The sequence below is a fragment of the Enterobacter huaxiensis genome (assembly GCF_003594935.2).
Lineage (GTDB): Bacteria > Pseudomonadota > Gammaproteobacteria > Enterobacterales > Enterobacteriaceae > Enterobacter > Enterobacter huaxiensis.
The window spans coordinates 153,450-176,990 of sequence record NZ_CP043342.1; the positions used below are offsets into that span (position 1 = coordinate 153,450).

Genomic DNA, 23,541 nt, shown 5'->3' on the forward strand with positions numbered 1-23,541 from the left:
TGACCCAGCCAGCGCAGAACTGGCTGGTCATTAACTATCGTCTGGAGCAAGCAATGCCGTGTGAAGAACTGGATATCGTCTGGAACAATATTAAAGCCGAAGCTCGGGCTTTGGCTGACTGCGAGCCTATGCTGGCCAGTTTCTACCACGCGACGCTACTCAAGCACGAAGACCTTGGCAGCGCCCTGAGCTATATGCTCGCCAATAAGCTAGCTTCATCCATCATGCCTGCTATCGCCATTCGTGAGGTGGTGGAAGAGGCCTATGCCGCAGACCCGGAAATGATCGCCTCAGCCGCTTGTGATATCCAGGCCGTGCGCACGCGTGACCCGGCGGTTGATAAATACTCAACACCGCTGCTGTACCTGAAGGGCTTCCATGCGCTTCAGGCTTACCGCATCGGCCACTGGTTATGGAATGAAGGCCGTCGCGCGCTGGCGATCTTCCTGCAAAATCAGGTCTCCGTGACCTTCCAGGTGGACATTCACCCGGCGGCGAAAATTGGCCGCGGGATCATGCTCGACCACGCCACCGGCATCGTTGTAGGTGAAACGGCAGTGATTGAAGATGACGTCTCGATCCTGCAGTCGGTAACCCTGGGAGGCACCGGTAAGACCAGCGGCGATCGCCATCCGAAGATCCGTGAAGGGGTGATGATTGGCGCCGGTGCGAAGATCCTCGGTAATATTGAAGTCGGGCGTGGCGCGAAAATTGGTGCGGGTTCGGTTGTGCTGCAGCCTGTACCTCCGCATACCACCGCGGCCGGCGTGCCGGCGCGCATCGTTGGGAAGCCAGACAGCGATAAGCCGTCGATGGACATGGATCAGCATTTCAATGGCATTCACCATACGTTTGAGTATGGCGACGGCATCTAACCCGTCGGAAGCCTGCGACAAAAAAGCCCGGCGCATTCACGCACCAGGCTTTTTTATTAGTTGCGGTAGAGCACTTTGATGATGTGGTAGCCGAACTGCGTATGCAGCGGGCCAGTTGGCTCCAGCACCGGGCAGGAGAACACCACTTTATCGAACGCCGGGACCATCTGGCCCTGGCGGAATTCGCCTAAGTCACCGCCGCGTTTGCCTGACGGGCAAATGGAGTGCTTCTTCGCCAGCTTGCCGAAGTCGGCACCGTTTTTAATTTGTTCCAGAAGATCTAACGCCAGTTTCTCTTCTTTAACAAGGATATGCACTGCTGCTGCTGTTTTTGCCATGATCGTGCCTTGAACAGGTTGTGAAAAATCGGGGCGCAATATACCACGCGTTAGCGGCGATACAGCACCTTAATGATGTGGTAGCCAAATTTGGTTTTTACCGGACCATAGGGTTTCACAAGCGGGCAGCTAAAGACCGCCTGATCGAAGGGCCCAACCATCGCTCCCTGTTTAAATTCACCCAAATCGCCGCCGTTTCGCCCGGACGGACACTTTGAGTAGCGCTTCGCCAGATGATCGAAGCTGATGCCACGCGCCAGCTTGGTCAGGATCTCCTGAGCCAGTTTCTCTTCTTTCACCAGAATGTGCAGGGCTGCGGCGGTCTTTTTCATGGTTTTACTCTAAGGGATAATCGCGTTTTCTTCACTTTATCATTAGCCGGTAAATCTGCGCCCGGCTTTCTGCTACAATCCACACCCCGTTCGAAGATTGAGCAATATTCCCATGCGTTTAAACCCTGGACAACAACAAGCGGTCGAATTCGTCACTGGACCATGCCTGGTGCTGGCAGGGGCCGGTTCGGGTAAAACCCGCGTGATCACCAATAAAATCGCCCACCTGATCCGCGAGTGTGGCTATCAGGCACGGCATATTGCGGCGGTCACCTTTACCAACAAAGCGGCGCGCGAGATGAAAGAGCGTGTCGGGCAGACGCTGGGGCGTAAAGAGGCGCGCGGGCTGATGATTTCAACCTTCCACACCCTGGGGCTGGATATCATCAAACGCGAATACGCGGCGCTGGGGATGAAATCGAACTTTTCGCTTTTTGATGACACCGACCAGGTGGCGCTGCTGAAAGATCTGACCGAAGGGCTGATCGAAGATGATAAAGTCCTGCTGCAGCAGCTGATCTCAACGATCTCGAACTGGAAAAACGATCTGATGACGCCAGCCCAGGCGGCGGCGAGTGCGAAAGGCGAGCGGGATCGGATCTTCGCCCACTGCTACAGCCTGTACGATGCGCACATGAAAGCCTGTAACGTGCTGGATTTTGACGACCTTATTCTGCTGCCAACGCTGCTGCTTCAGCGCAATGAAGAGGTGCGGGAGCGTTGGCAGAACAAAATTCGCTACCTGCTGGTGGATGAGTATCAGGATACTAACACCAGCCAGTACGAGCTGGTGAAGCTGCTGGTAGGCCAGCGCGCGCGCTTTACCGTGGTCGGAGATGACGATCAGTCGATCTACTCCTGGCGCGGCGCGCGTCCGCAAAACCTGGTCCTGCTGAGCAAAGATTTCCCGGCGCTGCAGGTGATTAAGCTTGAGCAGAACTACCGCTCCTCCGGCCGCATTCTGAAGGCGGCTAACATCCTCATCGCCAATAACCCGCACGTGTTTGAGAAGCGACTGTTCTCCGAGCTGGGCTACGGTACCGAGCTAAAAGTCCTTAGCGCAAACAATGAAGAGCATGAAGCCGAGCGCGTCACGGGTGAGCTCATAGCCCACCACTTTGTGAATAAAACTGAGTATAAGGATTACGCGATCCTCTATCGCGGCAACCACCAGTCGCGCGTGTTTGAAAAGATGCTTATGCAAAACCGCATCCCGTACAAAATTTCTGGCGGCACCTCGTTCTTCTCGCGTCCTGAAATTAAAGACCTTCTGGCCTATCTGCGCGTGCTGACGAACCCGGATGATGACAGCGCGTTTTTACGTATCGTGAATACGCCAAAACGCGAGATTGGCCCGGCGACATTGCAAAAGCTGGGCGAATGGGCGATGACCCGCAACAAAAGTATGTTTACCGCCAGCTTCGATATGGGGCTGAGCCAGACGCTCACCGGGCGGGGTTATGATTCGTTAACCCGCTTTACCCACTGGCTGGGTGAAGTGCAGCGCCTGGCGGAACGCGAGCCCGTGGCGGCGGTGCGCGACCTTATTCACGGTATTGATTACGAATCCTGGCTTTATGAGACCTCTGCCAGCCCGAAAGCGGCCGAGATGCGCATGAAAAACGTCAACCAGCTCTTTAGCTGGATGACCGAAATGCTGGAAGGCTCCGAGATCGACGAACCCATGACCCTGACTCAGGTGGTCACCCGCTTTACGCTGCGCGATATGATGGAGCGCGGAGAGAGTGAAGAAGAGGTCGACCAGGTTCAGCTGATGACCCTGCATGCGTCAAAAGGGCTGGAGTTTCCGTACGTGTACCTGGTGGGGATGGAGGAGGGCCTGCTGCCACACCAGAGCAGCATTGATGAAGATAACGTCGACGAAGAGCGTCGTCTGGCCTATGTGGGCATTACCCGCGCTCAGAAAGAACTGATTTTCACGCTGTGCAAAGAGCGCCGACAGTACGGTGAACTGGTGCGCCCTGAGCCGAGCCGCTTTCTGATGGAACTGCCTCAGGATGATTTAATCTGGGAGCAGGAGCGTAAAGTCATTACTGCCGAAGAACGCATGCACAAAGGACAGGCAAACGTGGCGAATATTCGCGCCATGCTGGCTAAAGCCAAAGAGAAAGGATAATGATGAGTAGGCCGGGTAAGGCGAAGCCGCCACCCGGCATTGTTCAGCGACTTACTTTACCTCAAGCGCCCAGTGCACATAGCTCTGCCACTGGCACTCCTGCTCGATCAACTCCGCGCCAAGCGGGTGATGATCCAGCCAGTTTGTCGGAAGGGTCAGTGAAAGTCGTTCATCTTCCGCTACCAGGCTTATGGCGGGCAGCAAATCGTCGCGACGACGGCTGGCAAACAGGATCGCCAGACGAAGTAAACGACACAAATGCTCGGCCACGCGCGGCGGCACGGCGTTTTGCTGATGCAGCGAGGAGAGGTCTACAGCGTTGGTCTGATTGAGTAGCAGGGTCGCGAGGAGCTTTTTTTGCGCGGGCGTATAGCCCGGCAGGTCGAGATTCCGTACCAGATAGGCCGCGTGAGCCGGCGCCTGCTTAAAATCGATGCTCAAACCCACTTCATGCAGTGCACAGGCGCTAAGCAGTAAATCCCGGCTTAACGGTTCCAGATCCCAGCAGTTTGCGACCTGATCGGCGAAATAAGACGCCAGCTGTGCCACGCGGTTGGCCTGATCGCTATCAACCATAAAACGACGCTGCACGTTGCGCAGCGTGCGGCTTCGGATGTCCTGATCAACCGACAGATGCAGCATTCCGTAGACCAGGCCTTCGCGCAGCGCGCCGCCGGCCAGGGTCATACACTGGATGTTCAGCTCGGTGAAAATGGCAATCAGAATGGCAAGCCCGCTGGGGAAGACCAGCGCGCGTTCAAGCGTCAGCCCTTCAATTTCCAGCTCTTCCAGCCGTCCGCACTGAATGGCGCGCTGTTTCAGCTGCTGCAGTTTGGCAAGCGTGATCCGCTCATCCATCCCCTGCGCCATCATGATTTCCTGCAATGCCTGTACGGTTCCGGACGCGCCGACGCACACTTTCCAGCCGTGGTAGCGCAGGTCGTCCATGACCGGACGCAGCACCTCGCGAGCGGCGTTTTCAGCCGCGTCGAAATGCTCCTGAGCGAGATTGCGGTCAGTGAAATAACGTTCAAGCCAGGTGACACAGCCCATCGACAGGCTGAACAGCGACGTCGCTTGCGCACCCGTACCCGTTACCAGTTCGGTACTGGCACCGCCGATATCGACGACCAGACGGCGATCGTCGCCACCCGTAGTGTGCGCAACGCCCTGATAAATCAGGCGCGCTTCTTCTTCACCGCTGATCACCTGCACCGGGCAACCGAGAATTTCCTGCGCTTTGGCAATAAAATCCACGGCGTTTACCGCCAGGCGGAGTGTCGCCGTGGCGACAACGCGAATTTGTGTAGGGGGGATATCCTGCAAGCGTTCCGCAAAGAGGCGCAGACACTGCCAGCCACGTTCCATGGCTTCGGGGGAGAGCTGATTATCGCTGCTCAGGCCCGCCGCGAGGCGGACCTTGCGCTTAATGCGCGTCAGCGTCTGTATGCTTCCTGCCACCTCGCGCACAACCAGCATATGAAAACTGTTGGAACCGAGATCGATTGCCGCATAGAGCGAGGTGGAGCTGAGCATATTTTCTTAACCTGAACGACGACGATTGCGCGGCGGACCGGAACGTCGCGGACCATTACCGGTGCGTGGGCGGCTAAGGCGCTTAGGCGGCGGCAATTCGCTTAACAGCGCTTCCGGATTGTATTTGCTCTGCGGAATAGAGTGACCGATGTAGGTCTCAATGGCTGGAAGATTCAGCGCATACTCTTCACACGCAAGGCTAATCGAGTGACCGCTTGCGCCTGCGCGACCGGTACGACCGATGCGGTGTACGTAGTCTTCACAGTCATCCGGCAGATCGTAGTTAAAGACGTGCGTCACGGCTGGAATGTGCAGGCCGCGTGCGGCGACGTCGGTTGCGACCAGAATATCCAGATCGCCACGGGTAAATTCTTCAAGAATGCGCAGGCGTTTTTTCTGTGCCACGTCGCCGGTCAGCAGGCCAACACGGTGGCCATCGGCAGCCAGATGGCCCCAGATATCTTCACAGCGGTGTTTCGTGTTCGCGAAGATAATGGCGCGATCCGGCCACTCTTCTTCGATCAGCGTTTGCAGCAGGCGCATTTTCTCTTCGTTAGAAGGATAGAAGAGCTCTTCTTTAATGCGGTGACCGGTTTTCTGCTCGGGTTCGACTTCTACGTATTCGGCGTTGTTCATCTGTTCGAACGCCAGCTCACGTACGCGATAAGAAAGGGTTGCTGAGAACAGCATGTTCAGGCGCTGGTTTGCCACAGGCATGCGGCGGAACAGCCAGCGGATGTCTTTGATGAAGCCCAGATCGTACATGCGGTCGGCTTCATCAAGCACCACCACCTGGATGGCACCGAGGTTAATGTGGTTCTGTTTAGCGTAGTCGATAAGACGGCCGGTGGTACCAATCAGGATATCCACACCGCTTTCCAGCACTTTAAGCTGTTTATCGTAGCCGTCGCCGCCATAGGCCAGGCCGAGCTTCAGGCCGGTAGCCTGCGCCAGGGGTTCAGCGTCTGCGTGGATCTGTACCGCCAGTTCTCGCGTCGGGGCCATAATTAGCGCGCGCGGCTGGTTAACTTTGCGGTCTGCAATCGCTGGGTGAGAGAGTAAATAATGAAACGTTGACGTCAAAAACGCCATCGTTTTGCCAGTACCGGTTTGCGCCTGCCCTGCAACATCGCGTCCGGCCAGCGTCAGCGGCAGCGCGAGGGCCTGAATGGGCGTGCAGTTATGAAAGCCTTTAGTTTCAAGGGCTTCGATGACTTTTGGGTGCAGGGCGAAGTCGGAAAACTTCTGTTCTGTTAAATGTGTTTTGCTCATAGTGTGGTAGAATATCAGCTTACTATTGCTTTACGAAAGCGTATCCGGTGAAATAAAGTCAACCTTTAGTTGGTTAATGCGACATCAACACGTCGTTGGTGGAGACAAAACCAACGTACCAGGCTTATTCCTGTGGAGTTATATATGAGCGATAAAATTATTCACCTGACTGACGACAGTTTTGACACGGACGTACTTAAAGCTGACGGGCTGATCCTCGTCGATTTCTGGGCTGAATGGTGTGGTCCTTGCAAAATGATCGCCCCGATTCTGGATGAGATCGCTGACGAATATCAGGGCAAACTGACCGTTGCCAAGCTGAACATCGACCAGAACCCGGGCACCGCGCCAAAATACGGTATCCGTGGCATCCCGACCCTGCTGCTGTTCAAAAACGGCGAAGTGGCGGCGACCAAAGTGGGCGCGCTGTCCAAAGGCCAACTGAAAGAGTTCCTGGACGCTAACCTGGCGTAAGGTTTCTCGGCTGCGCGTCCAGATCGCCTAAATTTTGGGGACCTCTGGACGCCCGGCTTTAGTCGTGCTAAGTTAGCTATGACTTCGTTTTAAACATATCTTGTTGTTTGAATCTTGTTTTACCCGATACTTCCCGTTGTTGACATACACAGTGCGTGAAGTTGCTAGATTCCGGGCTTGTCACTCAATCCGTCTTGTCGTTTCAGTTCTGCGTTCTTTCCCTGTGACCAGACAGCGAACAGACATGAGTTGATGGCCGCTAAACAGGCATGGATGACCCTGCCATACCATTCACAACATTAAGTTCGAGTATCACCCCGAGTTTAAGAACCCACACCATTATGAATCTTACCGAATTAAAGAATACGCCGGTTTCTGAGCTGATTACTCTCGGCGAAAATATGGGTCTGGAAAACCAGGCTCGTATGCGCAAGCAGGACATCATTTTCGCCATCCTGAAGCAGCACGCTAAGAGTGGCGAAGATATCTTTGGCGACGGTGTGCTGGAGATATTGCAAGACGGATTTGGTTTCCTCCGCTCTGCAGACAGCTCCTACCTCGCCGGCCCTGACGACATCTACGTATCCCCTAGCCAAATCCGCCGTTTCAACCTCCGCACTGGTGACACCATTTCAGGTAAGATTCGTCCTCCTAAAGAGGGTGAACGCTACTTTGCGCTGTTGAAAGTTAACGAAGTTAACTACGACAAGCCGGAGAACTCGCGCAATAAGATCCTCTTCGAGAACTTAACGCCGCTGCACGCGAACTCTCGCCTGCGCATGGAGCGTGGTAACGGTTCTACCGAAGACTTAACTGCACGTGTGCTGGACCTGGCTTCTCCAATTGGTCGTGGTCAACGTGGTCTGATTGTGGCGCCGCCAAAAGCGGGTAAAACCATGCTGCTGCAGAACATCGCGCAGAGCATCGCCTACAACCACCCAGACTGTGTGCTGATGGTACTGCTGATTGACGAACGTCCGGAAGAAGTGACCGAGATGCAGCGTCTGGTGAAAGGTGAAGTGGTTGCTTCTACCTTTGACGAACCGGCATCCCGTCACGTTCAGGTCGCGGAAATGGTTATCGAGAAGGCAAAACGCCTGGTTGAGCACAAGAAAGACGTGATCATCCTGCTCGACTCCATCACCCGTCTGGCGCGTGCGTACAACACCGTTGTCCCTGCGTCCGGCAAAGTACTGACCGGTGGTGTGGATGCTAACGCCCTGCACCGTCCAAAGCGCTTCTTCGGTGCGGCACGTAACGTGGAAGAGGGCGGCAGCCTGACCATCATCGCGACGGCGCTGATCGACACCGGCTCTAAAATGGACGAAGTTATCTACGAAGAGTTTAAAGGTACAGGCAACATGGAACTGCACCTTTCTCGTAAGATCGCAGAAAAACGCGTCTTCCCGGCTATCGACTACAACCGTTCCGGTACCCGTAAGGAAGAGCTGCTCACCACGCAGGAAGAGCTGCAGAAAATGTGGATCCTGCGCAAAATCATCCATCCAATGGGTGAAATTGATGCAATGGAATTCCTCATCAATAAACTGGCGATGACTAAAACTAACGACGATTTCTTCGACATGATGAAACGCTCGTAAAGCAAATAATCCCAGCAAACGCCACGTTTTTACGTGGCGTTTTTCATTTATGGACTATACGCTATTACCACAGACTCCCAATTTTGACCTGTCGGTGCGACAATAAGAAGGTTTGCACAGTCAAAGAAATAATTGATTGAAAAACATACAAAGGGAGTTGTGAGAAGCCGCCTTTTAATCCTTCTGAGGCTGAGGCTTCATGGTTATACTTCCGGGACTAACATTTGTTGAGAGCAATCCATTGTGAATCTACTCACTGCAGTAACTGAGCTGATCAGTATTTTTTTATTCACAACCTGTTTTTTGTTCATTGCGCGTAAGGTAGCAAAAAGAATCGGGTTAGTGGACAAACCGAATTTCCGTAAACGTCACCAGGGGCTTATCCCGTTGGTGGGGGGGATCTCGGTCTATGCAGGTATCTGTTTCACGTTTGGGATCGCGGATTACTATATTCCGCATGCCGCACTCTACCTGGCATGTGCAGGTGTCCTCGTGTTAGTCGGGGCGCTTGATGACCGGTTTGATATCAGCGTTAAGTTCCGCGCAACCGTCCAGGCAGCCATTGGCGTCATCATGATGGTGGTCGGTGGCCTGTACCTGAGAAGCCTGGGGTACGTATTTGGCCCATGGGAACTGGTGCTTGGACCGTTTGGTTTCTTCCTGACGCTGTTTGCCGTCTGGGCTGCCATCAACGCTTTCAATATGGTTGACGGGATTGACGGCCTGCTCGGTGGGCTGTCTTCGGTCTCGTTTGCCGCTATCGGTATCATTTTGTGGTTTGATGGCCAGTACAGCCTGTCAATGTGGTGCTTCGCCATGATTGCCGCCATCCTGCCTTACATCTGCCTTAACCTCGGCGTGCTGGGCCGTCGCTATAAAGTCTTTATGGGCGACGCGGGCAGTACCTTAATTGGTTTTACCGTTATCTGGATCCTCCTGGAAACCACCCAGGGTAAAACGCATCCGATTAGCCCGGTGACGGCGCTGTGGATTATCGCCATTCCGCTGATGGACATGGTGGCGATTATGTATCGTCGTCTGCGTAAGGGCATGAGTCCTTTCTCCCCGGACCGCCAGCATATTCATCATCTGATCATGCGCGCGGGTTTCACGTCCCGTCAGGCTTTTGTCCTGATCACCCTCGCGGCCGCCCTTCTGGCCGGAATTGGCGTTGCCGCAGAATATGCACATTTCATCCCTGAATGGGTAATGTTGGTATTATTCTTGCTAGCATTCTTTATGTACGGTTACTGCATCAAGCGCGCATGGAAAGTGGCGCGATTCATCAAACGTATAAAACGCAGGATGCGTCGAAACAGTGGCAAAAATACAACATTAACTAAGTAAAACCGGGACTATGATGACTCAACCGTTGGCGGGAGCGAGATCAGTGGCAACTGAGAATGAGCTGGATATTCGTGGTTTGTTTCGTGTGTTATGGCGAGGCAAATTTTGGATAGCGGGGATCGCGCTGGGGTTCGCTCTGTTAGCGCTTGCCTATACGTTTTTTGCAAAGCAAGAGTGGAGCGCCACGGCGATCACTGACCGACCAACGGTTAACATGCTCGGGGGGTACTATTCCCAGCAGCAGTTCCTGCGTAATCTGGACATTAAGGCGAACCTTGCCACGCCCGATCAGGCTTCCGTGATGGATGAGGCCTACAAAGAGTTTGTGATGCAGCTCGCCTCCTGGGATACGCGTCGCGATTTCTGGTCCCAGACGGATTATTACAAGCAGCGTCGGGTTGATAACACCAAAGCTGACGCCGCGCTGCTGGATGACCTGATCAACAACATCCAGTTTATGCCGGGCGATGTGCTCCGTAACGTTAACGACAACGTAAAGCTGATTGCTGAAACGGCGCCGGACGCCAATAACCTGCTGCGCCAGTACGTCGCGTTTGCCAGCCAGCGTGCGGCGAGCCATCTCAACGATGAGCTGAAAGGCGCCTGGGCTGCGCGTACCATCCAGATGAAGGCGCAGGTGAAGCGCCAGGAAGAGGTGGCAAAAGCCATTTTTGCCCGTCGTGTACACAACATTGAGCAGGCGCTGAAAATTGCGGAGCAGCACAACATCTCCCGCAGTGAAACCGATGTACCGGCTGATGAACTCCCTGATTCCGAAATGTTCCTCCTGGGTCGTCCAATGCTTCAGGCTCGCCTGGAAAATCTCCAGGCCGTTGGCCCTGATTTTGACCTCGATTACGACCAAAACCGCGCCATGCTTAACACGCTGAACGTCGGTCCAACGATGGACCCGCGTTTTCAGACCTATCGTTATTTGAGAACGCCTGAAGAACCTGTAAAACGCGATAGTCCGCGACGCGCATTCCTGATGATCATGTGGGGGATTGTGGGCGCACTGGCTGGCGCTGGCGTAGCGTTAACGCGTCGTCGCACAAATTAAGAACGCCGTCTACGATGAAGGCTACGGCCTTCATCGCCTAATCGAAGAGAATCGATGTGAAAGTACTTACCGTATTTGGCACCAGGCCGGAGGCCATCAAGATGGCGCCTCTGGTCCATGCGCTGTCCAGAGATCCTGATATTGAAGCGAAAGTATGCGTGACTGCCCAGCATCGTGAGATGCTCGATCAGGTCTTAACCCTCTTTTCTATCGTCCCGGACTACGATCTCAATATTATGAAACCGGGCCAGGGGTTGACGGAGATCACCTGTCGTATTTTGCAAGAGCTAAAGCCTATTCTGGAGTCGTTTAAGCCAGATGTCGTACTGGTGCACGGCGATACCACGACCACGGTTGCAACCAGTCTTGCTGCGTTTTATCAGCGCATTCCGGTTGGCCATGTTGAAGCGGGTCTGCGTACCGGTAATCTTTACTCACCCTGGCCGGAAGAGGCCAACCGCACGCTGACCGGACATCTGGCGATGTTCCACTTCGCGCCGACGGAGAACTCGCGCCAGAACCTGCTGCGAGAGAACATCGCCGACAACAAGATTTTTGTCACCGGAAACACGGTGATTGATGCCCTGATCTGGGTGCGTGACCGCGTGCTGTCAAACGAAACACTCCAGAGCGAACTCGCTGCGCGCTACCCCTTCCTGAACAACGGCAAGAAGACGATTCTGGTGACGGGCCACCGACGCGAAAGCTTTGGCCGTGGTTTTGAACAGATTTGCCACGCGCTGGCTGAAATCGCCGCGCAGAACGAAGATGTGCAGATCGTCTATCCGGTCCATCTCAACCCGAACGTTAGCGAACCCGTCAACCGTATCCTGGGTCATGTCGACAACGTTCTCCTGATCGAACCGCAGGACTATATGCCCTTTGTCTGGCTGATGAACCACGCCTGGCTGATCCTGACGGACTCCGGCGGCATTCAGGAGGAGGCACCTTCTCTCGGCAAGCCGGTGCTGGTGATGCGCGAAACCACCGAGCGTCCGGAAGCGGTTAAAGCCGGAACGGTACGCCTGGTGGGCACGGATAAGCAGCGTATCGTCGACGAAGTGACGCGCTTGCTGCACGACGAAGAAGAGTATCAGGCAATGAGCCGGGCCCATAACCCGTACGGTGACGGGCAGGCCTGTGGTCGTATTTTGTATGCACTTAAACACAATCGGGTAACGCTATGAGTTTTACTACCATCTCTGTGGTTGGTCTTGGCTACATTGGGCTGCCTACTGCAGCGGCCTTTGCCTCTCGTCAAAAGCAGGTTGTTGGCGTTGATATCAACGCGCGCGCGGTGGAAACCATCAACCGTGGCGAAATTCATATCGTAGAGCCTGACCTTGACCTCGTGGTGAAGAAGGCGGTTGAGGGTGGATTCCTGCGCGCCAGCACGACGCCCGTCGAAGCCGACGCGTATCTGATCGCGGTTCCAACGCCTTTTAAGGGCGATCATGAGCCTGATATGGTCTACGTTGAGGCGGCGGCCAAATCCATCGCGCCCGTGCTGAAGAAAGGGGCGCTGGTGATCCTCGAGTCCACTTCTCCGGTAGGCGCAACCGAACAGATGGCGCAGTGGCTGGCCGAGGCCCGGCCTGATTTAAGCTTCCCGCAGCAGGCAGGGGAGCAGGCCGATATCAATATTGCCTACTGTCCTGAGCGCGTGCTGCCGGGCCAGGTGATGGTTGAACTGATTAAAAACGACCGCGTGATTGGCGGCATGACGCCCGTCTGCTCCGCGCGCGCCAGCGAGCTGTATAAGATTTTCCTTGAAGGCGAATGCGTGGTGACTAACTCCCGCACCGCCGAGATGTGCAAACTGACGGAAAACAGCTTCCGCGACGTTAACATCGCCTTCGCGAATGAACTGTCGCTGATTTGTGCCGATCAGGGGATCAACGTCTGGGAGCTGATTGCCCTCGCCAACCGTCATCCGCGCGTAAATATCCTCCAGCCAGGGCCGGGCGTGGGCGGCCACTGTATCGCGGTTGACCCGTGGTTCATCGTGGCGCAAAACCCGAATCAGGCGCGCCTGATCCGCACCGCGCGCGAAGTGAATGACAGCAAACCGCACTGGGTGCTCAACCAGGTAAAAGCGACGGTCGCTGACTGCCTGGCAGCAAGCGGTAAGCGCGCCAGCGAGCTGAAAATTGCCTGCTTTGGCCTGGCCTTTAAGCCAAACATTGACGATCTGCGCGAAAGCCCGGCGATGGAAATCGCCGAGATGATCGCCGGCTGGCACAGCGGTGAAACGCTGGTGGTTGAGCCGAACATCCACGAGCTTCCTGCGAAGCTGGCGGGTCACTGCACCTTGACCGCACTGGACGAGGCGCTGGCGACGGCGGATGTGCTGGTGCTGCTGGTGGATCACAAAGAGTTCAAAACGACCTCTGCTGAAGCCGTTCATCAGCAGTATGTGGTTGATACCAAAGGCGTGTGGCGTTGAGTCAACTCAACGGTGTGCTGGAGTCCCTTGAGTGGGAAAGCACCTTTTTTGCACGTCCTTCGGCAATTGTTCGTCTGCGCGATGACGCGCCTGTTTTGCAGGCAGCGGACTTCGCGGCGTGGCAACGCGTGCAGGCGAAGATCCCGGCGGGCCGCGCCGATCTGCTGGATGCGCTCCAGCAGCAGGGCTTCCGGCTGGTTGAAGGCGAAGTTGACCTTTCCATTACGGTTTCCCGCCACGCGTCGGCAGGCGCAGAAATTGCAACGGAGCAGGACATTCCGGCGCTGCGCCAGATGGCGGCGCAGGCGTTTGCCCAAAGCCGCTTTCGTGCTCCCTGGTATAAGCCTGAAGACAGCGGCCGTTTTTATGCTCAGTGGATTGAAAATGCGGTAAAAGGCACGTTCGACCACGCGTGTCTGGTTTTCCGCGCGGTGGATGGCCAGATTCAGGGGTTCGTTTCCCTGCGAAAGGTGAATGAGCAGGACGCGCGCATCGGGCTCCTCGCCGGCCGCGGCATGGGCGAGAAACTCATGCAGGCTGCGCTGCGCTGGGCAGAGCAACAACAGCTATCGACGCTGCGGGTGGCGACCCAGATGGGCAATACCGCCGCGCTTAAACGTTATATTGCGAGTGGAGCCAACGTCGACGCCACCGCTTACTGGTTATACAGGTGACATGATGATTCCATTTAACGCCCCACCCGTTGTCGGAACTGAACTGGACTATATGCAATCTGCCATGGGCAGCGGCAAGCTCTGTGGCGACGGCGGTTTCACCCGCCGCTGCCAGCAGTGGATGGAGCAACGTTTCCACAGCGCTAAAGTACTGTTGACGCCGTCCTGTACGGCCTCCCTGGAGATGGCGGCGCTGCTGCTGGACATCCAGCCCGGCGATGAAGTGATCATGCCAAGCTATACCTTCGTCTCCACGGCGAACGCATTTGTGCTGCGCGGAGCGAAAATCGTCTTTGTGGATATCCGCCCGGATACGATGAATATCGATGAAACGCTGATTGAAGCGGCGATCACCGAGAAAACGCGGGCGATTGTTCCGGTGCACTACGCGGGCGTGGCCTGCGAGATGGACACCATCATGGCGATCGCCAAGAAGCATGACCTGTTTGTGGTAGAAGACGCCGCGCAGGGCGTAATGTCCACCTACAAAGGGCGCGCGCTCGGTACCATCGGCCATATCGGCTGCTTTAGCTTCCACGAAACCAAAAACTACACCGCGGGCGGCGAGGGCGGCGCGACGCTGATTAACGACCGTGCGCTGGTTGAACGCGCCGAGGTGATCCGTGAGAAAGGCACCAACCGCAGCCAGTTCTTCCGCGGTCAGGTCGATAAGTACACCTGGCGCGATATTGGATCCAGCTACCTGATGGCGGATCTGCAGGCCGCCTACCTGTGGGCACAGCTGGAAGCGGCAGAGAGAATCAATCTGCAGCGCCTGTCCCTGTGGCAGACCTATTACGACGCGCTGGAGCCGCTGGCGAAAGCAGGGCGCATTGAGCTGCCGACCATTCCGGCAGACTGTGTCCACAACGCGCATATGTTCTACATCAAGCTGCGCGACAACGACGATCGCAGCAGCCTGATTGCCTGGCTGAAAGAGGCCGAGATTCTGGCAGTATTCCACTACATCCCGCTCCACTCCAGCCCGGCTGGCGAAGCATTTGGCATGTTCGCCGGTGAAGACCGCTACACTACCAAAGAGAGTGAGCGCCTGCTTCGCCTGCCTCTGTTCTACAACCTCGCGCCCGTCAACCAGCGTACGGTGATTAATACCCTGCTGAGTTATTTCGGCTGATATGTCTCTGGCAAAAGCATCGGTGTGGACCGCCGCGTCCACATTCGTCAAAATTGGCGCCGGGCTGCTGGTCGTTAAGCTGTTGGCCGTCTCATTTGGCCCGTCGGGCGTCGGGCTGGCGGGGAATTTCCGCCAGCTGGTCACCGTGCTTGGCGTACTGGCGGGGGCCGGAATATTCAACGGCGTAACCAAGTACGTTGCCCAGCATCAGGATGATGCCGAAAAGCTGCGTTCGGTTGTAGGAACGTCTTCAGCCATGGTGCTGGGGTTTTCAACGCTGTTAGCCGTGGTGTTTTTAGTGGCGGCGGCACCGATTAGCCAGGGCCTGTTTGGTCACACGCAGTATCAGGGGCTGGTGCGTCTGGTCGCGCTGGTGCAGATGGGAATTGCCTGGGCAAACCTGCTGCTGGCGCTAATGAAAGGCTTCCGTGATGCTGCAGGGAACGCGCTGGCGCTGATCCTGGGTAGCGTTATTGGCGTCATTGCCTACTACTTCTGCTATCGCTTTGGCGGCTATGAAGGGGCGCTGCTGGGGCTGGCGCTGGTGCCTGCGTTCGTTGTCATTCCGGCGGCGTTTATGCTGATGCGCAGAGGGGTCATCCCGCTACGTTACCTGAAACCGCAGTGGGACAAGATGCTGGCGGGGCAGTTAGGCAAATTTACCCTGATGGCGCTCATCACCTCGGTGACGCTGCCGGTGGCCTACGTGATGATGCGAAACCTGCTGGCTGCGCATTACAGTTGGGATGAAGTCGGGATTTGGCAGGGCGTGAGCAGCATTTCCGATGCCTACCTCCAATTTATAACGGCTTCCTTTAGCGTCTATTTGCTGCCAACCTTATCGCGACTGACCGTAAAAAAGGATATTACCCGCGAGATTTTCCGCTCATTGCGTTTTGTGCTCCCTGCCGTGGCGGTCGCCAGCTTTACCGTCTGGTTATTGCGCGACGTCGCTATCTGGCTGCTCTTCTCGGCGAAGTTTATCGCCATGCGCGACCTGTTCGCCTGGCAGCTGGTTGGCGATGTGTTGAAAGTCGGCGCGTACGTTTTCGGTTATCTGGTGATTGCGAAAGCCTCGCTGCGGCTGTATATCCTGGCGGAGATTAGCCAGTTTGCGCTGCTGACGGCGTTCTCGCACTGGCTTATCCCTTCGCACGGCGCGCTGGGGGCCGCTCAGGCCTATATGGCAACTTATATCGTTTATTTCGCTGCCTGCTGCGGCGTATTTTTACTTTGGCGTAAACGCGCATGACTGCACTGATTCACATACTGGGATCGGACATCCCACACCATAACCAGACCGTACTGCGGTTCTTCAACGATGAGCTGGCGTCGGGCAATCCTGATGCGCGCGAGTTTATGGTTGCGGGTCACGATAATGGCCTGAGCGCGGCGTGTCCGGCGCTCAATATCACGTTCTGGCCGGACAAAGCGGCGCTTGCAAAGGCGGCTATCGCGAAAGCCAGGGCGGATCGCGAGCAGCGCTTCTTTTTCCATGGGCAGTTTAATACCGGCCTGTGGCTGGCGTTGCTGAGTGGCGGAATCAAATCCTCGCAGTGCAGCTGGCATATCTGGGGAGCCGATCTCTACGAAGTGTCGCGCGGCTGGAAGTTCCGTCTCTTCTACCCGCTGCGCCGCATGGCGCAGGGCCGCGTAGGGTGCGTGTTCGCCACCCGTGGCGATCTTAATTACTTTGCGAAGCAGCACCCCAACGTACGCGGTGAGCTGCTCTATTTCCCGACGCGCATGAACCCGGCGCTGAACAATATGGCGAACGACACGCTGCGCGAGGGCAAACTGACGATTCTGGTGGGTAACTCCGGGGATCGCAGTAACGAACATGTTGCCGCACTCCGTGCAGTGCATCAGCAGTTTGGCGATACGGTGAATGTGGTTGTGCCAATGGGCTATCCGGCGAACAACAACGCTTACATTGATGACGTCCGCCAGCAGGCGCTGGCATTGTTCAGCCCTGAGAACGTGCACATTCTGCAGGATAAGCTGGAGTTTGATGACTACCTGGCGCTGCTGAGAAAGTGCGATCTGGGCTATTTCATCTTTGCCCGCCAGCAGGGGATTGGTACGTTATGTCTCCTTATCCAGGCAGGCGTTCCGTGCGTGCTCAATCGCGAAAATCCGTTCTGGCAGGACATGGCCGAGCAGCACATTCCGGTACTGTTTACCGGGGATGAGCTCAACGAGGACGTGGTTCGTGAGGCGCAGCGCCAGCTGTCGCTGGTGGATAAAAATGCCATCGACTTCTTCAGCCCGAACTTCCTCACGCCGTGGCACCGCGCGCTGCGTATTGCTTCAGGAGACAACGCATGAGCCAGTTGCAATTTAGCGGCTTGCTGGTGGTTTGGCTACTGAGCGCGCTGTTCATCGCTACGCTCACCTGGTTTGAGTTTCGCCGCGTTCGCTTTAACTTCAACGTCTTCTTCTCGCTGCTGTTTCTGCTGACCTTTTACTTCGGCTTTCCGCTGACCAGCATTCTGGTTTTCCGTTTTGACGTTGCCGTTGCCCCACCGGAAATTCTGCTGCAGGCGCTGCTTTCCGCGACCTGCTTCTACGCCGTCTACTACGTCACCTATAAAACGCGCCTGCGCTCTGCGACAGCGGCCGCACCACGGCGACCGCTTTTCACCATGAACCGGGTGGAGACGCATCTGACGTGGGTGATGTTGATGACCATCGCGCTGGTCAGCGTCGGCATCTTCTTCATGCACAACGGCTTCCTGCTGTTTAAGCTGCAGTCCTACAGCCAGATTTTCTCTGCCGAAGTGTCGGGCGTGGCGCTAAAACGTTTCTTCTACTTCTTCATTCCGGCAATGCTGGTGGTCTTTTTCCTGCGCCAGGACAGCAAAGCCTGGCTGTTTTTCCTGGTCAGCACCGTCGCGTTTGGCGTTCTCACCTACATGATCGTGGGCGGCACGCGCGCGAACATCATCATCGCCTTCGCCATCTTCCTGTTTATCGGCATTATTCGCGGGTGGATCTCCCTGTGGATGCTGGCCGCCGCGGGTGTGTTTGGCATTGTGGGGATGTTCTGGCTGGCGCTGAAGCGCTACGGGCTAAACGTGGCCGGTGATGAAGCGTTTTATACCTTCCTGTACCTGACGCGCGACACCTTCTCGCCGTGGGAAAACCTGGCCCTGCTGCTGCAAAACTACGACAAGATCGACTTCCAGGGCCTGGCGCCGATTGTGCGAGACTTCTACGTCTTTATCCCGACATGGCTGTGGCCTGACCGCCCGGGGGTTGTGCTGAATACGGCAAACTACTTTACCTGGGAAGTACTGAACAACCATTCGGGCCTGGCGATCTCGCCGACCCTGATTGGCTCGCTGGTGGTGATGGGCGGCAGCTGGTTTATATTGCCCGGCGCGGTTGCCGTGGGGCTGATTATTAAATGGTTCGACTGGCTCTACACCCTCGGCAACGAGGAGACGAACCGCTATAAAGCCGCGATTTTGCACAGTTTCTGTTTTGGTGCCATTTTCAATATGATCGTTCTGGCGCGCGAGGGGCTGGATTCGTTCGTCTCGCGCGTGGTGTTCTTCATGGTCGTTTTCGGCATCTGCCTGCTGCTGGCAAAACTGTTGTACTGGTTGTTTGACAGCGCAGGGCTGGTGCACCGACGTGAGCCTCAAGGCAGCACAACGCTGTCGCAAGTCTGAGTAGGGATGGTAATGACTGACACAACTTCTGCGCCGCGCTATGCGCTGCGCGGCCTCCAGCTTATTGGCTGGCGAGATATGCAGCACGCGCTGGATTTTCTGTTCTCGGACGGGCAGATGAAATCCGGCACGCTGGTGGCTATAAATGCGGAAAAGATGCTGGCGGTTGAAGATAACGCGGAAGTGAGAAGCCTGATTGAGGCCGCGGAGTTTAAATACGCCGACGGCATCAGCGTAGTGCGCTCTATTCGCAAAAAGTATCCTGATGCTAATGTTTCACGCGTCGCCGGGGCTGACCTCTGGGAACAGCTCATGGCACGCGCGGGTGCAGAAGGGACGCCGGTATTCCTGATCGGCGGTAAGCCGGACGTGCTGGCGCAGACGGAACAAAAGCTGCGTAGCCAGTGGAATGTTAACATTGTGGGCAGTCAGGACGGCTACTTCAAACCTGAGGGCCGGCAGGCGCTGTTCGAGCGCGTGCGTGACAGCGGGGCGAAAATCGTCACCGTGGCGATGGGCTCCCCGCGCCAGGAGATCCTGATGCGGGATTGCCGTCTGGTCTGCCCGGATGCCCTTTATATGGGCGTTGGCGGCACGTATGACGTATTCACCGGCCACGTTAAGCGCGCGCCAAAAGTCTGGCAAAACCTGGGGCTGGAGTGGCTCTATCGTCTGCTGTCGCAGCCGACGCGCATCAAGCGGCAGATCCGTCTGCTGCGCTACCTCGCCTGGCACTACACCGGCAAGATGTAATCAAAATGTAGCGCGATATGCTATTCGCGCTGCAACTCCCCTGCAAAACTGCTGCGTTTATGTGCAATGCATTCATTTTTTTAATGCATCGTTTGCCATTTGGCAGAATTTAAGAAACCATTCGCACCGTATTTCAGTACCCCCCTAAAACAATAACCGGCACAAAGCCGGTATACAGCAAACACAACCGAGGATTTATGGCAGAGAAAAAACCGGAGCTACAGCGTGGGCTGGAGGCTCGACATATTGAATTGATAGCGCTGGGCGGCACTATCGGCGTGGGCCTGTTTATGGGCTCTGCAAGCACGCTCAAATGGGCTGGTCCTTCCGTACTGCTGGCGTACATCATCGCCGGGCTGTTCGTCTTCTTCATCATGCGTTCAATGGGCGAAATGCTGTTCCTGGAGCCGGTGGCCGGTTCCTTCGCCGTCTACGCGCACCGGTATATGAGCCCGTTCTTTGGCTATCTCACGGCCTGGTCGTACTGGTTTATGTGGATGGCGGTGGGCATCTCGGAAATCACCGCGATAGGCGTCTACGTGCAGTTCTGGTTCCCGGATATGGTTCAGTGGATACCCGCGCTTATCGCCGTGGGGCTGGTCGCGCTGGCGAACCTGGCGGCGGTACGCCTGTACGGTGAAATCGAGTTCTGGTTCGCGATGATCAAAGTCACCACCATCATTGTGATGATTGTGGTCGGCCTGGGGGTAATCTTCTTCGGCTTTGGCAACGGCGGGCACTCTATCGGCTTCGGCAACCTGACCGAACACGGCGGCTTCTTTGCAGGCGGCTGGAAAGGGTTCCTGACGGCGCTCTGTATCGTCGTCGCCTCCTATCAGGGCGTTGAGCTGATCGGCATTACTGCCGGTGAAGCGAAAAACCCGCAGGTCACGCTGCGTAGCGCAGTAGGCAAGGTGCTGTGGCGTATCCTGATTTTCTACGTGGGTGCGATTTTCGTTATCGTGACCATCTTCCCATGGAATGAAATCGGCACCACCGGCAGCCCGTTTGTCTTAACCTTCGCTAAGATTGGCATTACGGCAGCGGCTGGCATTATTAACTTCGTGGTGCTCACGGCCGCGCTCTCCGGCTGTAACAGCGGCATGTACAGCTGTGGCCGCATGCTTTACGCGCTGGCTAAAAACAACCAGCTGCCGGCCGCGATGGGTAAAGTGTCGCGCGCGGGCGTGCCGGTTGCCGGCGTCGCGGTGTCCATTGCGATTCTGCTGATCGGCTCGTGCCTCAACTACATCATCCCCAATCCGCAGCGCGTGTTCGTTTACGTCTATAGCGCCAGCGTACTGCCGGGCATGATCCCATGGTTTGTGATCCTGATTAGCCAGCTGCGTTTCCGCCAGGCGCACAAGCAGGCGATTGCCAGCCATCCGTTCCGTTCGATTCTGTTCCCGTACGCGAACTATTTAACGATGGCGTTCCTGATTTGCGTATTAATCGGAATGTACTTTAATGAAGATACCCGCATGTCGCTGTTTGTCGGGATGATCTTCCTGGCCGCCGTGACGGCTGCATACAAGATATTTGGCCTGGGGCGCCGCGCCACCCTGCATTAAGTGGAGGAATAAGCGGCAAAATGTGCAAACCATAACCAAACGCGCATTTTTTTCAAAAAAGCACTAGACAGCGGGGTCGGAGGTACGTAATATCCAGCCCCGCAACGGCGCTAAGCGCCCGTAGCTCAGCTGGATAGAGCGCTGCCCTCCGGAGGCAGAGGTCTCAGGTTCGAATCCTGTCGGGCGCACCATTAACCCGGTGCTGGAGCTGCGGTGGTCTGAGAAGTGGTCAGTACCGCGTGAAAAAAGAATACAGTGGTGGCTATAGCTCAGTTGGTAGAGCCCTGGATTGTGATTCCAGTTGTCGTGGGTTCGAATCCCATTAGCCACCCCATTATTTGAAAGAGTTGTGAATTGCGAAGGTGGCGGAATTGGTAGACGCGCTAGCTTCAGGTGTTAGTGTCCTTTGGATGTGGGGGTTCGAGTCCCCCCCCTCGCACCACGACTTTTAAATGAATTGAACTAAAAATTCAAAAAAAGCAGTACATCGGCGAGTAGCGCAGCTTGGTAGCGCAACTGGTTTGGGACCAGTGGGTCGGAGGTTCGAATCCTCTCTCGCCGACCAATTTTGAACCCCGCTTCGGCGGGGTTTTTTGTTTTCTGCGTTTCTCTACCATTTTCCACGCTGTTGTCATTCCCCGACATTCCTTCTTCCCGCTGTCGCATTTTAGCGACATGCAACTCATTGAAAAATAACTGATTGTTAATAGTGATAGATTTATGTCTCTCCCTGGAGACACATAAGCGCTGCGACTGCGCCGTTTCAGGGTGTAAGACGCGCCTCAAAGATAAAATTTCCTTTTATCTTAGAATGTTGCGCGATGTAAAAGTTCTAAGTGTAAAACTGGCACGTTACGTGCAATAATATACATGTAGATGCTCATTCCATCTCTTATGTTCGCCTTAGTGCCTCATAAACTCAGGAATGACGCAGAGCCGTTTACGGTGCTTATCGTCCACTGACAGATGTCGCTTCGGCCTCATCAAACACCATGGACACAACGTTGAGTGAAGCACCAAATATGTTGTCTTACAGACCTGTTTCAACGCCTGCTTTTATAGCAGGCGTTTTTTTTGCCCATAAAAAAGGAGGCCGCCTGGCCTCCTTCATATTTACGGCTGATTGCCGTTATTCTGTAGCGTCAGCAGCAGCCCGTCACGCCGCATGGCTGCGGCCTCTTCCGGCTTATGCTGTTTATCCAGTGAATCAGCAAGCCACGCGTAGTCAAACGCGTCCGGGCGCTGTTTTAGCGCCGCGCGGAAGGCAAGGCTCGCCTCCTGCCACTCGCCGTGCTTCATCAGCGACTGACCCAGCGTGCTCCACAGAAGGGGGCGGTCGCCCACGGCTTTGATCTGCTGGCGCAGCACTTTTTCCAGCTGCTCAGGATTGTTGGTTTTCAGACGTGGGATCACCATGATCAGGCGATCGTCGTACTGACGCTTCAGGCCGTCGAGGAGGATCTCCTGAGCGGTGTCGTGATCGTCACATTCAATCAAATGTTCCGCCATGGCTACCTGCAGCGGAACCTGCTGACGCGTTTTACGGCTCTGGTTTTTCCACCAGGTTTTCAGGCCGTCGCTGCCCAGGTCGGCGCGCGCCTGATCCATCAGCCCAATCCACGCCATGCGCTGCAGTTCGTCACGATGTTCATCATCTCCGACGTCCGCTTTTGCCATAGAAGGAATGATGTCCAGCAGCGAACCCCAGGCGCCGGTACGGATGTAGGCCTGCTCGGCAAGACGCAGCACTTCCGGATGACGTGGGGTGATTTCCAGCAGGCGGTCAACGCCGTGGCGCGCCGCGTGATTTTCATTACGCGCCAGCTGCAGGCGAACGCGGGTGATCTCAACCGGAATCGGATCTTTGGTTGAGAGTTCAGAGGCGCGCTCCAGGTGCTGATTAGCGCGCGCTTCATCGCCACGCTGCTGCGCAGCTTCAGCGGCCAGCAGGTAGTTCACCACCGGCTGTTCAGCGTGATCGGCATTTTTCGACATCAGCTTTTCAACCTGCTGATAATCGCCTTCGGCCAGCTTCAGCAGCGCCTGCTCCGTTTGCTTACGGGCGCGACGGCGCTTGCGGCCAACGAACCAGCCGCGCGTATGCGCCCCGGTGCGGAAGATGCGGCGCAGGATCCATTCCACGGCGAGCAACACCACCACGCCAAGGATCAGGACGATCGCGAGCCCCGTCACGCTGGTTTCGATGTTGTAGTTATCGGTCTGGATCAGCACATAGCCCTGATGGCCCGCAAGCATTGGCCCCAGCACGATCCCGGCGATCAACAGTAAGAAGAGGAAGAGAACTTTAAGCAT

20 protein-coding genes and 4 tRNA genes are annotated in these 23,541 nt (G+C 55.8%); 19 read left to right on the forward strand and 5 right to left on the reverse strand.

Going from position 1 to position 23,541, the window contains the following annotated elements:
• Nucleotides 1-53 precede the first annotated feature (53 nt).
• Nucleotides 54-875: a serine O-acetyltransferase gene (gene cysE / locus D5067_RS00745; RefSeq protein WP_010426365.1), complete on the forward strand. Its 822-nt coding sequence runs from the start codon at nt 54-56 to the stop codon at nt 873-875.
• 56 nt (nt 876-931) lie between these two features.
• Here cysE and ppiC (D5067_RS00750) read toward each other — a convergent pair whose 3' ends face one another.
• On the reverse strand, nt 932-1,213 hold the full coding sequence (gene ppiC, locus D5067_RS00750; protein WP_003017999.1) for a peptidylprolyl isomerase PpiC: 282 nt from the start codon (nt 1,211-1,213) through the stop codon (nt 932-934).
• Nucleotides 1,214-1,263: 50 nt separating this feature from the next.
• Entirely contained in the window at nt 1,264-1,545 is a 282-nt protein-coding gene (gene ppiC / locus D5067_RS00755) for a peptidylprolyl isomerase PpiC (protein WP_119936341.1), read from the reverse strand.
• A gap of 112 nt (nt 1,546-1,657) precedes the next feature.
• On the opposite strand from ppiC (D5067_RS00755), the gene rep reads away from it, so the two are divergent.
• Nucleotides 1,658-3,682, forward strand: a complete 2,025-nt coding sequence (rep, locus tag D5067_RS00760) for a DNA helicase Rep (protein ID WP_119936340.1) — start codon at nt 1,658-1,660, stop codon at nt 3,680-3,682.
• Between the two features lie 51 nt (nt 3,683-3,733).
• On the opposite strand, the gene gppA is transcribed toward rep, so the two are convergent.
• Together gppA and rhlB are read right to left on the reverse strand one after the other, a co-directional pair.
• The gene (gppA, locus tag D5067_RS00765; RefSeq protein ID WP_119936339.1) at nt 3,734-5,218 is read right to left on the reverse strand and encodes a guanosine-5'-triphosphate,3'-diphosphate diphosphatase; all 1,485 of its coding nucleotides are present in this window, start codon (nt 5,216-5,218) and stop codon (nt 3,734-3,736) included.
• A 6-nt stretch (nt 5,219-5,224) separates the two neighbouring features.
• A complete protein-coding gene (gene rhlB / locus D5067_RS00770; protein WP_119936338.1) occupies nt 5,225-6,490 on the reverse strand; it encodes an ATP-dependent RNA helicase RhlB in 1,266 nt (421 codons plus the stop codon).
• Between the two features lie 144 nt (nt 6,491-6,634).
• Here rhlB and trxA point away from each other — a divergent pair, with 144 nt between their 5' ends.
• The 17 genes from trxA (at nt 6,635) to D5067_RS00855 (ending at nt 21,793) form a co-directional block, all read left to right on the forward strand.
• The gene (trxA, locus tag D5067_RS00775; protein ID WP_006179218.1) at nt 6,635-6,964 is read left to right on the forward strand and encodes a thioredoxin TrxA; all 330 of its coding nucleotides are present in this window, start codon (nt 6,635-6,637) and stop codon (nt 6,962-6,964) included.
• A 341-nt stretch (nt 6,965-7,305) separates the two neighbouring features.
• Nucleotides 7,306-8,565, forward strand: a complete 1,260-nt coding sequence (rho, locus tag D5067_RS00780) for a transcription termination factor Rho (RefSeq protein ID WP_001054528.1) — start codon at nt 7,306-7,308, stop codon at nt 8,563-8,565.
• A 243-nt stretch (nt 8,566-8,808) separates the two neighbouring features.
• On the forward strand, nt 8,809-9,912 hold the full coding sequence (gene wecA / locus D5067_RS00785; protein WP_119936337.1) for a UDP-N-acetylglucosamine--undecaprenyl-phosphate N-acetylglucosaminephosphotransferase: 1,104 nt from the start codon (nt 8,809-8,811) through the stop codon (nt 9,910-9,912).
• A gap of 13 nt (nt 9,913-9,925) precedes the next feature.
• Nucleotides 9,926-10,972: an ECA polysaccharide chain length modulation protein gene (wzzE, locus tag D5067_RS00790; protein ID WP_119936336.1), complete on the forward strand. Its 1,047-nt coding sequence runs from the start codon at nt 9,926-9,928 to the stop codon at nt 10,970-10,972.
• 56 nt (nt 10,973-11,028) lie between these two features.
• Nucleotides 11,029-12,159 carry a non-hydrolyzing UDP-N-acetylglucosamine 2-epimerase gene (gene wecB / locus D5067_RS00795; protein WP_119936335.1) on the forward strand — a complete coding sequence of 377 codons (1,131 nt, stop codon included), beginning with the start codon at nt 11,029-11,031 and terminating at the stop codon, nt 12,157-12,159.
• Nucleotides 12,156-13,418: a UDP-N-acetyl-D-mannosamine dehydrogenase gene (wecC, locus tag D5067_RS00800; RefSeq protein ID WP_119936334.1), complete on the forward strand. Its 1,263-nt coding sequence runs from the start codon at nt 12,156-12,158 to the stop codon at nt 13,416-13,418. Before wecB ends, wecC begins: the two co-directional genes overlap by 4 nt.
• Nucleotides 13,415-14,092: a dTDP-4-amino-4,6-dideoxy-D-galactose acyltransferase gene (gene rffC / locus D5067_RS00805; RefSeq protein WP_119936333.1), complete on the forward strand. Its 678-nt coding sequence runs from the start codon at nt 13,415-13,417 to the stop codon at nt 14,090-14,092. The genes wecC and rffC overlap by 4 nt, the downstream gene beginning before the upstream one ends.
• A 4-nt stretch (nt 14,093-14,096) precedes the next feature.
• Nucleotides 14,097-15,227, forward strand: a complete 1,131-nt coding sequence (gene rffA, locus D5067_RS00810; RefSeq protein ID WP_119936506.1) for a dTDP-4-amino-4,6-dideoxygalactose transaminase — start codon at nt 14,097-14,099, stop codon at nt 15,225-15,227.
• Nucleotide 15,228: 1 nt separating this feature from the next.
• Nucleotides 15,229-16,479 carry a lipid III flippase WzxE gene (gene wzxE / locus D5067_RS00815; protein ID WP_119936332.1) on the forward strand — a complete coding sequence of 417 codons (1,251 nt, stop codon included), beginning with the start codon at nt 15,229-15,231 and terminating at the stop codon, nt 16,477-16,479.
• Entirely contained in the window at nt 16,476-17,555 is a 1,080-nt protein-coding gene (locus D5067_RS00820; RefSeq protein WP_119936331.1) for a TDP-N-acetylfucosamine:lipid II N-acetylfucosaminyltransferase, read from the forward strand. The genes wzxE and D5067_RS00820 overlap by 4 nt, the downstream gene beginning before the upstream one ends.
• Complete coding sequence (gene wzyE / locus D5067_RS00825; protein WP_119936330.1) at nt 17,552-18,904, forward strand: ECA oligosaccharide polymerase; 1,353 nt, start codon at nt 17,552-17,554, stop codon at nt 18,902-18,904. Before D5067_RS00820 ends, wzyE begins: the two co-directional genes overlap by 4 nt.
• A 12-nt stretch (nt 18,905-18,916) precedes the next feature.
• A complete protein-coding gene (wecG, locus tag D5067_RS00830; RefSeq protein WP_119936505.1) occupies nt 18,917-19,657 on the forward strand; it encodes a lipopolysaccharide N-acetylmannosaminouronosyltransferase in 741 nt (246 codons plus the stop codon).
• A gap of 197 nt (nt 19,658-19,854) precedes the next feature.
• Entirely contained in the window at nt 19,855-21,228 is a 1,374-nt protein-coding gene (thrP, locus tag D5067_RS00835) for a bifunctional threonine/serine APC transporter ThrP (RefSeq protein WP_119936329.1), read from the forward strand.
• Nucleotides 21,229-21,342: 114 nt separating this feature from the next.
• Nucleotides 21,343-21,419 (forward strand) — tRNA-Arg (locus D5067_RS00840).
• Between the two features lie 67 nt (nt 21,420-21,486).
• A tRNA-His gene (locus D5067_RS00845) sits at nt 21,487-21,562 on the forward strand.
• Between the two features lie 22 nt (nt 21,563-21,584).
• Nucleotides 21,585-21,670 (forward strand) — tRNA-Leu (locus tag D5067_RS00850).
• Nucleotides 21,671-21,716: 46 nt separating this feature from the next.
• A tRNA-Pro gene (locus D5067_RS00855) sits at nt 21,717-21,793 on the forward strand.
• 548 nt (nt 21,794-22,341) lie between these two features.
• Here the strand turns inward: D5067_RS00855 and hemY are convergent.
• Nucleotides 22,342-23,541, reverse strand: a complete 1,200-nt coding sequence (hemY, locus tag D5067_RS00860) for a protoheme IX biogenesis protein HemY (RefSeq protein ID WP_119936328.1) — start codon at nt 23,539-23,541, stop codon at nt 22,342-22,344.